Origin of the sequence: Flavobacterium sp. (genome assembly GCF_035456225.1) — a bacterium.
Taxonomy (GTDB): Bacteria; Bacteroidota; Bacteroidia; order Flavobacteriales; family Flavobacteriaceae; genus Flavobacterium.
Genome location: NZ_DATIDM010000075.1, coordinates 1 through 13023 on the forward strand (window position 1 = coordinate 1; position 13023 = coordinate 13023).

Consider the following 13023-nt stretch of genomic DNA (forward strand, 5'->3'; position numbering starts at 1 on the left):
CCAATCAAACACAGTAAAGTAAAATATTTTCCTTTTTCCATTATTGGTGTATTGTTGGTTGCTTTGTTAACCGTTGGGGGTATAAGAGGCGATTTTAAAAAGAGTACCCGACCTATTAACTTAATTGACGCTAACCGATATGTGGAAAAACCGCAACACGCTGACGTTGTTTTGAATACGCCGTTTGCCATTATCAGGACGTTTGGTGTCACAAGTTTCAAGAAAATTGACCTGGTTGATAAAAGCGTGGTTGAGGCTAATTTCCAACCAATAAAACAATACGCGAACAATCCGAAATCTACTCCGAATATCGTATTGATTATCACCGAAAGTTTCGGAAGAGAATATTGGGGTTCATTCAATAAAGACATGAAAATTCCCAATTATGAGGGATATACTCCGTTTTTGGATTCATTGGCGCAACACAGTATGATTTATACAAATGGTTTTGCCAACGGAAGTAAGTCAATTCACGGAATGTCATCCATTATTGCTGGTGTTCCTTCATTCAGGGATGCTTTTACATCTTCTCCATATCCGAAACAGAAAATACAATCTTTGGTTTCCTGTCTGAAAGAAATGGGTTATGACACTTCGTTTTTTCACGGGGCTCCCAACGGTTCGATGGGATTCCTTGGTTTTGGGAATATTTTAGGTTTTGATCATTATTATGGTAAAACCGAATTTAAAAATGATGCTGAATTCGACGGTGTCTGGGGAATTTGGGATGAACCTTTTCTTCAGTTCATGAAACAGACGTTGGATAAAAAGCATAAACCATTTTTCAGCACGGTTTTCACGGTATCTTCTCACGAACCTTACATTGTGCCTGAAAAATACAAGAATAAGTTTCCAAAAGGAAATGTGCCAATGCACCAGTGTGTGGGTTATACCGATTATTCATTTAAGAAATTCTTTGAGGAAGCCAAAAAGCAACCTTGGTTTAAAAACACAATCTTCATTATTACAGCTGATCACGGAAATCAGACGTATTATGCTGAATATGAAAAAATAGTAAACAGACCGACAGTTCCGATACTGATTTATAAGCCGGACGGAAGCCTGAAAGGAGAAAGCAAGGAATTGGCTCAACAAATTGATATCTATCCTACAATTCTGGATATGGTGGGGTATGATAAACCTTTCAGAAGCTGGGGAAGAAGCTTAATCGGGGATAAAAAAATAAAACCCTATACAATTAACTTTAATGGAACCCTTTACCAGTTCCAACGTGGTAATTATATTTGTACTTTCGACGGAAAAGAAGTTGTAGGTTATTATGACATAAACGATAAGGCGTTAGAACGAAATCTGATTGCTAAACCTAATAAAGAAATGCTGGAAAATGGAGAAGCGTGTAAAGCTATTCTTCAGGATTATTTTGAAAGAATCATTGATCAGAAATTATATTATAAAAATAAATCATGAAAAAGAAAATAGGATTATTAGTCCTTTTGATTATAGTCATCGGAGTTGGTAAGTATGTTTATGATATGAACATCAATCATAATTTTGAGACTATAACGGAAGGGAAAGTTTATAAAAGTGGTGTGATTCCTCCAGATGAGATTGAAGATTATGTGAAGGAATACCATATCAAAAGTATTGTGGATTTACGTTTTCCCGGAACAGGTGATGATGTTAACAATCCCGAAATCCCAGCTGAACTTACTGCGGAAAAAGAAGCTATAGCTAAAATCCCGGGAGTGAATTATTTTAATAATGGTTCTGATCAGGTTCCGCAACAGCATAATCTTGATATGTTTTTTAAAATCATGGACAATCCGGAAAATTATCCTGTTCTGATTCACTGTTATCATGGTGTTGGTCGTGCGGAAATGTTTTCGGCGTTATATCGTATTGAATATGAGGATATGGACAGGGATGAGGCCAGGGAAAATACTCGTTTTTTAACCAAATGGAGTTCGTTTGATTTAGGTAAACCTAAAGGAGACTATCTTCATAGTTATGAAAGCAGAAAACAAAAAGCTGAAAAAAATAAATAATTGATAAATATATATTCTTTAAAAAACCATTTTTGATTTCAAAAGTGGTTTTTTTTATGTCCATTGCTAAAATGCATACTTTAGTATATTATTTATTGTTTGTAATTTTAACATATTTTACGTAAAATGTTTAAATTTAACAATATGTATTAATCTTAATCGGAAATATTTTATTAAAAGTTAATATTATCGTAACTTCAATATTAACTAATAGTAAGAATTGTGGAACATTTAAAGGCATTGGTCCGTGGTTTTCTAAAAAACAAAGATTTTAAATCTTCGTTCCGGTGTTTAGGATACTTGTTCCTTTTTTTCTTCTTCTCCGCATTAGCTTTTTCACAACAAACCGCAATAGATAGTTCCGTTTTAAAAGAATTTGAAAAAGCTAAAGAACTTATTTCCAAAAACGAATATGAAGCCTACCAAAAAGGGACGGCCATCGTAAGTAATTTAGAGAAAAGGCTGATTTCCGAAAAAAATTACGACCAGCTCTTATATCTGTATTTAGAGATTTCCTATTTCTATTTAACGCAATACGATTATGCAACAAGCAAAAAATCACTTAATAAAGTTGGTAAAATATTACAAACACACAATAACAATTGTATCCGGGGAGAATATTATGAGCATCTGGCAGTATTTTACAATTCTCAAGGGAAAACGGATTTGGATGAAAAATACACACTTTTATCTGAAAAGTACTTAACGCAATATGCTCCAAAAAATAAACAGGTTGATTTGTATTATAATCTTACCCTGTTGTACTTAAGAAGTGAAGATTGGAATAAAACATTATCAAATTCCATGAAATTCTTAAAGATTAATCAGGAAACAGGAGGTAGTCCGGATCAGCCTGAAATACAGTTATTTATAGCGGAAAGTTACTATAACCTAGGGCAAATAGATAAAGCTTTTGAATATTTGGATGCTGTCAAAAACTCCGAATTTTTTCAGAACCAAGACAAGGATTTCGTATTAAAATCGCGTTACTTTTTGATTTTAGGGGAGTTGTACGAAAAGCAAAATAAATTCCGGGAAGCTGCAGCCAATTTAAAAATAGCCAATGAATATTTTAAGAAACGACTGGTTTACAGGGTTGTCAAATTAAATCAGTCCCTGAATCAAAAAAGAGAGTTACAGGTAAAAAACATTCAATTCCAGTCGATTATCAAGCAAAATGAACTTAAAACTGAAAATATAAAATACAAAAACTACCTGCTTATTCTCTGTTTGATTACGATTATAAGTCTGTTGATACTTTTATATATTCAATATTTGAATACGAAATTCAAGAGCGCTACGAATCAGCTGTTAAATGAAAAAAACGAGCAGCTTCACAAAGCGAATTCTGAATTGGAGTCGGCATTAAATATCCGGAAAAAATTGTTGGATACTATTTCTCATGAACTGCGAACGCCAATTTACACTTTAAACGGCCTTCTGCATTTAATGAAGGAGGATTCAGCCAATTATGAGAAAAACATAGATGAGCTGGAGGCTTCTGTTCAGAACCTGTATAATTTATCCGGTAATATCATCGAAATTAATGTGTTGGACAGTTTTGACAATGACTATATCCCTAAAAAAGATGTTGTTTTGTTGGAACAGATGCTTTCAAAAATGATTGCTTCGGTGAAAAAAAACAGAAATAACGGAAACAGCAGTTCATTAGTATTTGATGCGACAATACCTGATAAATTGATTTTTGATGAGGCAAAATTAAGACAGGTTTTGTTCAGCCTGATCGATAATGCCTTCAAATTCTCAAAAAACGGAACTGTTGTAGTAGAAGCAAAAAAAGCATTTGAAAATGATGATAAGGTCGGAATTCAATTCATAGTAAAAGATACCGGAATTGGAATCGCTTCAGAAATTAAGGATAAGATATACGATTTATTTTTTCAGGGTTCGGATAAAATCAACTACGAATATGGCGGAAGCGGGTTGGGGCTGACATTAGTAAAAAAAACATTGGATCTTTTCGGTAAATCAATAAAAATTGATTCGGAACCCAACATAGGTACTACAATTTCATTTTCATTGGATTTTGAAATTTTCAGCGATACAGAAGGGGCAGAATCAACGTCGTTATCTAAAGAAAAAAAGGATCCTTCCAGCATCAGGATTTTATTGGTGGAAGACAATAAGACCAACCAACTCATAACGAAAAAGATCATTACAAAAAAAGGGTATATCTGTGACGTGGCTGATAACGGATTCGAGGCCTGTAATATGGTGGGCCTGGCCGATTATTCCTTGATTTTGATGGATATAATGATGCCTATAATGGATGGTTTCGAAGCATCGGATTATATTTCGAAGTTCAAACCGCATATACCTATTGTGGCTTTAACGGCTATTTCGGAAGATGTAAATAAAGAATTGTTTTCTGCTTCAAAAATCAAAAAAGTATTGAGCAAACCCGTAAATATTGATGAATTGTATAAGACCATTAGTTTTTATTGTGAATGAAAAAGTATCAACCCCAACCTCTTGAGATTTATGATTGATACGTTATATCTCCAAACTTCCAATTAGTAGCAAATCCAACAATACAGAATAACATAATGATTAACTCAACAAACAGCAATAAAAGGAATAAGATCATTCGGATAGAAAATCCTGCTTTGCTGTAATTTTCCTTAAAGGCACTGTAATAACTGTATATAATGTAAACAAATATTATTAGCGCTGTGGCCATACTGGCAATATCAGATAGAAAGCCAAAATGTTTTGTGAAATCAAAGAAAGTAAGCAGACTGCCGATAGTTTCTATTATAAGTATTCCCAGAAACAATATTCCTGCAACGATAAAATGTTCACTTAAATTCAGTTTTTTTCTTCGGAAGGCCAAATAGCCATTGAAGGCAAAAAAAGGTACAAAAGAGAAAATGATTAATTTGGCATATTTACTCATAAAAGCGGCTATCTTCCTACCGTTACTGTTTTTAACGCCTTCACTAACTCCGGTGTATATTTCACGAAAGTGATCGTAATAGTGGCTGATAAATATATTCAAACCGATCAGTAATAATATGAGGAAAAACACATTGTAATATCGGATCCTTTTTCCGCTTATGTAATCCAAAGCAGCTTTACCGGGACGGGTGAGGGCTTCTTTGGCCGTGAACAACATACCTTTTTCAAAATGCCACACACCATGCAGAACATCATGCATGATGAAATGTTTGAAAGTGATTCGGTGTGTATCTGCTTTTTGTCCGCAATTGGAACAAAATTTACCCGATAAAGAAGTATCACAGTTTAAGCAATTGGTGGGATGCATATTTAAACAGAATAATTTCTTACAATAATACAAAAAGCACCCTAAAAATAGAGTGCTTTCTTTCAAAAATTATAGAAAATCTTATTTGTTCTTTGCTTCAATCCATTTACGGGCATTCACAAACGCTTCGTGCCAAGGAGTCACTTCGTTTTTCTCTCCGTTATCCGGATAATGCGCCCAGTTCCAAGGGAAAGTCGAACGCTCAATGTGCGGCATGGTTACCAAATGACGACCTGTTTTGTCACACATCATAGCCGTGTTGAAAACAGATCCGTTTGGATTCGCCGGATAGCCTTCGTAACCGTATTTTCCAACGATGTTGTATTTGTCTTCCGAATACGGTAAGTTGAATTTACCTTCTCCGTGAGAAATCCAAACTCCTAAAGTAGTGCCTTCCAAAGAAGAAAGCATTACCGAGTTGTTTTTCTGAACCGTTACCGAAGTAAAGCCGCTTTCGTGTTTGTGTGAATTGTTGTGAAGCATTTTTCCGTGTACTTCATGCTCCGGATTGATCAGTTCCAATTCCATGAACAACTGACAACCATTACAGATACCTACCGATAAAGTATCCTCGCGTTTGAAGAAATTCTCCAACGCCGTTTTTGCTTTTTCGTTGTATAAGAATGCTCCTGCCCAACCTTTTGCTGAACCTAATACATCCGAATTCGAGAAACCTCCAACAGCTCCGATGAACTGAATGTCTTCCAACGTTTCGCGACCCGAAATCAAATCCGTCATGTGAACGTCTTTTACATCGAATCCGGCCAAATACATTGAATTTGCCATTTCTCGTTCGGAATTACTTCCTTTTTCACGGATGATGGCCGCTTTTGGTCTTGGTTTCGAATTATCGATTACAGGTGCTTTTCCGTCAAAATGAGATGGGAAAGTATAAGTTAACGGTTGTTTTTTATAGTTTTCGTAACGCGCTGCCGCCATTCCGTTTTTAGATTGTTTCGAATCTAAAAGGAAAGACGTTTTGAACCAGGTATCTCTTAATTTAGAAACGCTTAAAGTGAAAGCATCATCATTATTGATAAATGTAACCACGTCGCCTTCTACTACTGAACCAATGTTGAAAATCTCGATATCATTTTGAGCGAATACAGCTTCTACTTCAGCATCTGCCTGGAAAACTAAACCAATGTTTTCGTTGAACAATGCTTTAACGGTATCTTTTTCTCCAAGTGAAGTCAAATCGAATGAAGCTCCTAAATTTACATCTGCGAAACACATTTCCAATAAAGTAGTGATTAAACCACCGCTTCCTACGTCGTGTCCGGCTTTAATTTTACGGTCTTTAATTAAATCCTGTAAAACATTGAAGGCTTTTTTGAAGAATTCCGCATTGGTAATGGTTGGAACTTCCGAACCGATTTTGTTTAAAACCTGCGCAAAAGAAGAACCTCCTAATTTGAAGGTGTCCTGTGATAAATTGATATAGTAGATGTTTCCGCCGTTTCTTTTCAAAACAGGTTCCACAACTTTAGTAATGTTAGAACAGTTTCCGGCTGCCGAAATAATAACCGTTCCCGGTGCAATTACTTCGTCATTCGGATATTTCTGTTTCATGGAAAGTGAATCTTTTCCGGTTGGAATGTTGATTCCCAATTCGATAGCAAAATCCGAACAACCTTTTACAGCTTCGTATAATCTTGCGTCTTCACCTTCGTTTTTACATGCCCACATCCAGTTGGCAGATAAAGAAACTGATTTTAAATTATCTTTTAATGGCGCCCAAACTAAATTCGATAAAGCCTCTCCAATGGCTGTTCTCGAACCCGCTACAGGATCAACCAAAGCGGAAATAGGCGAGTGGCCAATAGTTGTTGCAATTCCTTCTTTTCCTTTGAAATCCAACGCCATAACCCCAACGTTGTTCAATGGCAATTGTAAAGGTCCGGCGCATTGTTGTTTTGCAACGCGTCCGCCCACACAACGGTCAACTTTGTTGGTTAACCAGTCTTTACAAGCTACCGCTTCCAATTGTAAAACCTGATTTAAGTAAGTTGGAATATTTTCGGTTGAATAGTGTAAATCAGAATAATTGACAGCAACTGTTTTGTCTGTCATGATTGTTTTTGGCGAACTTCCGAAGAAATCTTCCAAAGCATAATCCATTGGTTTTGCACCAGTTGTTTTTGATTCGAAAGTAAAACGATGATCGGAAGTCACATCACCAACCTGATACATTGGCGAACGCTCTCTGTCGGCAATTTTCTGTAAAATACCGATGTTTTCTTCTCCAATAACCAATCCCATTCTTTCCTGCGATTCGTTTCCGATGATTTCTTTTGCAGAAAGAGTAGGGTCGCCGACTGGTAATTTATCCAAATCGATTAAACCTCCTGTGTCTTCCACTAATTCAGAAAGACAGTTTAAGTGTCCTCCTGCACCGTGATCGTGAATAGATACGATAGGGTTGTTGTCGCTTTCCACCAAACCACGAATGGCATTGGCGGCACGTTTTTGCATTTCAGGATTGGAACGCTGAATCGCATTCAATTCGATTCCTGAACCGAAAGCTCCTGTATCTGCAGAAGAAACCGCAGCACCACCCATTCCGATTCTATAATTTTCTCCACCAAGAATAACGATTTTATCACCTTCCTGTGGTTTCTTTTTAATGGCTTGGTCTAATTTTCCGTAACCGATTCCACCCGCCTGCATGATTACTTTATCGTAACCGATTTTACGGTTATTTTCCTCGTGTTCGAAAGTTAAAATAGAACCTGTGATTAACGGTTGTCCGAATTTGTTACCGAAATCCGAAGCTCCGTTGGAAGCTTTGATTAAGATGTCCATTGGTGTTTGGTACAACCAAGGTCTAGCGTTCATGGCGTCTTCCCAAGGACGGTCTTCTTCTAATCTTGAGTATGAAGTCATGTAAACTGCCGTTCCCGCTAATGGCAATGAACCTTGTCCACCAGCTAAACGGTCACGGATTTCTCCACCTGAACCCGTTGCTGCACCACTGAATGGCTCAACCGTAGTAGGGAAGTTGTGTGTTTCTGCTTTTAAGGAAAGAACAGAGTCAAATTCTTTTTCCTGGTAAAAATCAGGTTTATCAGCACTTTTTGGTGCAAATTGCGTCACTTTCGGTCCTTTTACAAAAGCAACATTGTCTTTATAAGCTGAAACAATATCGTTTGGATTTGTTTCCGATGTTTTCTTGATTAACTTGAAAAGGGAAGTCGGTTTTTCTTCACCATCCACCACGAATGTTCCGTTGAAGATTTTGTGACGGCAGTGTTCTGAATTTGCCTGTGAGAAAGCAAAAACTTCAGAATCGGTTAATTTTCTTCCTAGTTTGGCAGATAAATTATTCAGGTATTCCACTTCTTCATCACTTAAAGCCAAGCCTTCCTGTTTGTTGTAAGCAGCAATATCTTCAATATCCAGAATGGCTTCCGGTTGAATGTTGATGGTGAAAATATCCTGGTTTAATTCTGCATATTTTTGAGAAATCATCGGGTCAAAAGCTTTGAAATCAGCAGTTGATTTTTCAAATTCCTCGATTCGGATGATTCCGGAAATACCCATGTTTTGAGTAATTTCAACGGCATTGGTACTCCAAGGTGTTACCATAGCGGCACGGGGTCCAACAAAAAAATCCGCAAGTACGGATTTCTCTATTTTATGTGCGTTGCCGAAAAGCCAGTTTAATTTGTTGATGTCTTCAGTCGATAATTCGTTTTGCGATTGAACTGCAAAAACAGTGTTCGTTTGGTTTCCGAAGAAATGAATCATTGTATGAGTTGTTTTATTCCGCTGCGCTCCAAAGGGTTCGGTTCGTCTCGGGTGTGTTGTTGTTTTTAAAGTGCAAATTTATTCTAAAAAAGTCAGTTAGCAAAGTTTGTTTTCATAAAAAAAGCACAAGATTTACCTTGTGCTTTTACAGTATTATTCATACAGGGATTATTTCTTTCTGGTCGAAATGATTTCCATGTTTTTGTATTCTTTTCCGTCATAACCGGTATCGTACATTTCCATTTTACGGGTATTGTCATCAACAATGGTAATCGTTTCTCTCATTTTTTTGGTCTTTTTTGTAACCGGATCTACAATGTCGCCTTCAAAACTCAACATTTTTGTGGCAGGATCGTATTTTCCTTTCATAATCATTACTCCCGTACCCATATTGTCAATCCAAGTGGAAATATATTCTTGAGATGCATTGTCGTAGGCCAGAGTTCCTCTTCCTTCAAATGGCATTCCCATGAAATTTCCTTTGTAGACTCCCTCCTGATAGCGGCCTCCCAAAACCATTTTGTATTCGGCAGTGGTAGTGCTTTTCATCGGTTTTGGATCATTGGCGAACATCCACATGGTCATGTCTCCGGTCCACTTTCCGTCTTCCATGGCCATCATTTTGTGTGCTTCACCCACAGTGGCATATTCTGTGAATGCTTTACTGATAGCTGCTGAATCCGGCATTACCGTTGCAACTTCTTCCGTTTTTGTTGCTGTTGAATCAACAGTTGATTGTGAATCTTCTTTTTTCTCGTCTTTTTTGCAGGCAACTAAGCTTAAAGATGCAATTGCTAAAGTTAAAATTGTTTTGGTCATAATTATTTTTGGTTTTGGTTAATAATTAATTTGGAAAAACAATGTGATTATAAGCGCCCATGTCTGTTGTTAGAGCGTTTCTTGGATTATTTAAAATATCGTTAAATGTTGAAAATGCTGGATCCGCCGTTTCCTTTGCTGCCGAATCATCCCCAATAATAAACTGATTTTTATCGGGGTTTTTGAAATCCGGTTTATTTGTTGTTGAGTTTTCGGCGATGATACAGTTTGGATAATTAGCAGTATTTGCTAATGGATATAGAGGATCTTCTTCGAATTGTCCGAAATCGACGAATTTGATCAGACAATTTCTGAAAATGTAATTGAAGGCGGCGGTACCTTTTTGGGTCAATGAAATTCCGTAGCTGCTTGACCCGTAAATAATGCAATTGGTAAAATTTGCATTGGTAAGATTGATTTGAAGTTCATCATTACCATTGTCAATTGCAACCGGAACCTGATTTGGTCTTGGCCAATAATTTGCAAACGTACAGTGCGTAAAATTGTAATCACCGCCATAGGAACAAGCTAATCCCGCTTGGCCGCAGTTGTTGATTACTACATTTTTTCCGTCAATTATTCCTGTTCGGGCTAAAACACCAACATTGGAACAGTTATAAATCTGTACATCTCTCATGTTAATCACACTTGAATTATGCTCAATCAATAAACCAACAGTTGCGTTTTTAATGGTCACATTTTTAAAACTTCCGGTACTTCCTTCGGTCATCCAAATTGCGCCCCATTGTCCGGCGATATCTGAAAAGCCCGGTTCGAGTCTGTCACTTTCGAAAACAATCTCATTATCATCAGTAACATTGCCATCTGAGTCATATTGGGAATAATCCCCAGTAGCAGTAATAGTAGCTCCATTGCCGATAATCAATCCGGAATCAGCATGAAAATGAATTTTGGCACCTTCACTAATCGTTAAAGTTTCTCCTGTTGGAACGGCAGCATAACCGTATATAACATAAGGTTTTGATTCGTTCCAGACATATTCATTGCCATTTACAGGATCATTGTGGTCTAGGTAAAAGCCGTAAATTGAATCATTGTCGCCAATAGGGAGGGTTTCATATGTCCCGTCGGAAAAACGTTTCGGATATAAAAAGTAAGCATCTCTTACCAAAGTAACCAAATCAACGGTCTGCGGAGCACCGCTGATATTGTGGAATTCGATTTTATCAGTATACAGGTATTCCGAATCCGGATTAGCATATTCACTGTAATCAATCGTCGTTTCGATGAAAATGAACATACTGTCTTTTGCCAGTAATTCTACATTTCGGAATACTTTACCCGGAATTCCGTCGACCATTAATCGGTATTTGGAATTTTCTCCCTGTGCAAGTTGTAATGTTGGTATTTTAATGTCTTTGTCGCTGTTATTGTAAACTTTAAGGGTATAAGTACTCGAACCGATATTACTGAAAACAGTATCAAGATAAACGGTTTGTTTTGAAAATTCCAGACCTCCCGTGCTGGGTTCAAAGTCAAAGTCCTGACGGCAGGAAGTAAGAGAAAGTACAAATGCAATAAAAAGTATATAAATGTAATGACGCATAAAAAAGCTTATTTTGGTAAAAGTATTGATTTTTTTTAAATTTTGATACAGATTATCTTATGCTTTAGAACGTTTTTTAAAACAAATTAGTTTACAGTGATGTGGTTAATTTGACGGGACATTTCATAAATTTACACTTCTAAAGAAAAAAATATGTCGTTTGATAAAGATAAAGTGCTGCAGCGTTGCAATTCATATGGTAAAAATACTTTAATGGAAACATTGGAAATTCAATTTATCGATGCCGGTGAAGATTTTCTAACCGCAACAATGCCAGTTAATCCGCGAGTGCATCAGCCAATGGGACTTTTACACGGAGGCGCTTCTGTGGCATTGGCCGAAAGCGTTGGAAGCGCTGCATCCATGATGTTTGTCAATGGTGAAAAACAGGAAGTGCGCGGCATTGAAATTTCGGCTAATCATTTAAGAAGTAAAAGGGAAGGAGTGGTTACAGCCACGGCCAAAATTATTCACAAAGGCGCCAGTATTCATTTGTGGGAAATCAGAATCGTTGACGAAGAGGAAAAACTGGTCTCGCTTTGCAAACTCACCACTATGGTATTACCAAGAAAAAAGAAACATGACTGATATATTTCTGAAAGTAAAAACGCATCAGGAGCAACAGCTTCCTTATGTTTTGTACTCCAAACCGAATTCCAAAGAAATTGTAGGGTTGTTTCAGCGCAATGACCACTTGTATTTTGTGGAATCGTTCGAAGAGAACGGATTTGTATTTGCACCTTTCGATGGGGAAAATTATGTTCTTCTGCCTGAAAATCATTTAGATGTTATCGTAGAGCCTTTTAAAAGTGAAACTTCAGAGAATCTACCTGCGGTTTTTTACGAAATGGATGAAAAAGCCAAACATGATTTTGAGCAACTGGTGGAAAAAGCGGTAGCTGAAATTCAAGCCGGGTATTTTAAAAAAGTAGTGCTTTCAAGAGAAGAAATGGTAAATCTTGACTACTTTGATGTCGTCGGTTTTTTCAAGAAACTTTTAAGCAATTATCCACAAGCCTTTAAATATTGTTTTTTTCATCCGAAAGTAGGGATGTGGATGGGAGCAACTCCGGAACAGCTTTTAAAAGTAAAAGACTTTGAAATACACACCGTGGCTCTGGCGGGAACCAAGTTAAATAAAGGAAAAGAAGAAGTCGTTTGGAAGCAGAAAGAAAAAGACGAACAACAACTGGTAACCGATTTTATATTGGAAAATCTTAAGGAACATGTTTCGGAGCAGACGGTTTCCAGTCCGTACACGGCTTATGCGGGTAATTTGCTGCATATTAAAACCGATATTTCCGCAAAAATGAATCATGCCAACAGTTTAAAACCCGTGTTGAAAATTTTGCATCCGACACCCGCTGTTTGTGGTTATCCGAAATTATTGGCGAAGGATTTTATTTTGCAGAATGAAGGTTATGATCGAGAATATTATGCCGGCTTTTTAGGCGAGCTGAATATGGATTTTGCTGCCGGAAGGAGTGAAAATACCGATTTGTTCGTTAATTTACGATGCATGAAAATAAAAGATAAAAAAGCGCATTTGTTTGTTGGCTGCGGAATTACCAAGGACAGCGATCCGGAAAAGGAAT

Annotated in this window: 9 protein-coding genes; 5 read left to right on the forward strand and 4 right to left on the reverse strand. The window is 37.0% G+C overall.

Annotated elements, in window-relative coordinates; all coding sequences use genetic code 11:
• The 3 genes from VLB74_RS04385 to VLB74_RS04395 form a co-directional block, all read left to right on the forward strand.
• On the forward strand, positions 1-1428 hold a 1428-nt coding region (locus VLB74_RS04385; RefSeq protein ID WP_325202245.1), incomplete at its 5' end, for an LTA synthase family protein.
• Positions 1425-2006 carry a dual specificity protein phosphatase family protein gene (locus VLB74_RS04390; RefSeq protein WP_325202246.1) on the forward strand — a complete coding sequence of 194 codons (582 nt, stop codon included), beginning with the start codon at positions 1425-1427 and terminating at the stop codon, positions 2004-2006. The genes VLB74_RS04385 and VLB74_RS04390, both read left to right, overlap by 4 nt.
• A 222-nt stretch (positions 2007-2228) precedes the next feature.
• On the forward strand, positions 2229-4478 hold the full coding sequence (locus VLB74_RS04395; RefSeq protein ID WP_325202247.1) for an ATP-binding protein: 2250 nt from the start codon (positions 2229-2231) through the stop codon (positions 4476-4478).
• Positions 4479-4506: 28 nt separating this feature from the next.
• Here VLB74_RS04395 and VLB74_RS04400 read toward each other — a convergent pair whose 3' ends face one another.
• The 4 genes from VLB74_RS04400 to VLB74_RS04415 all read right to left on the reverse strand — a co-directional run bounded on the left by VLB74_RS04400 (position 4507) and on the right by VLB74_RS04415 (position 11428).
• Positions 4507-5292 carry a DUF3667 domain-containing protein gene (locus VLB74_RS04400; protein ID WP_325202248.1) on the reverse strand — a complete coding sequence of 262 codons (786 nt, stop codon included), beginning with the start codon at positions 5290-5292 and terminating at the stop codon, positions 4507-4509.
• Positions 5293-5373: 81 nt separating this feature from the next.
• Positions 5374-9042 (reverse strand): phosphoribosylformylglycinamidine synthase, encoded by a 3669-nt coding sequence (gene purL / locus VLB74_RS04405; RefSeq protein ID WP_325202249.1) that lies wholly within the window; start codon positions 9040-9042, stop codon positions 5374-5376.
• A gap of 168 nt (positions 9043-9210) precedes the next feature.
• Positions 9211-9861, reverse strand: coding sequence for a DUF1579 domain-containing protein (locus tag VLB74_RS04410; RefSeq protein ID WP_325202250.1), 651 nt, complete (start codon positions 9859-9861; stop codon positions 9211-9213).
• 25 nt (positions 9862-9886) lie between these two features.
• Positions 9887-11428, reverse strand: coding sequence for a right-handed parallel beta-helix repeat-containing protein (locus VLB74_RS04415; protein ID WP_325202251.1), 1542 nt, complete (start codon positions 11426-11428; stop codon positions 9887-9889).
• Positions 11429-11581: 153 nt separating this feature from the next.
• Here VLB74_RS04415 and VLB74_RS04420 point away from each other — a divergent pair, with 153 nt between their 5' ends.
• Both VLB74_RS04420 and VLB74_RS04425 read left to right on the forward strand, forming a co-directional pair.
• Positions 11582-12016 carry a PaaI family thioesterase gene (locus VLB74_RS04420; RefSeq protein ID WP_325202252.1) on the forward strand — a complete coding sequence of 145 codons (435 nt, stop codon included), beginning with the start codon at positions 11582-11584 and terminating at the stop codon, positions 12014-12016.
• On the forward strand, positions 12009-13023 hold a 1015-nt coding region (locus tag VLB74_RS04425), incomplete at its 3' end, for an isochorismate synthase (RefSeq protein ID WP_325202253.1). The genes VLB74_RS04420 and VLB74_RS04425, both read left to right, overlap by 8 nt.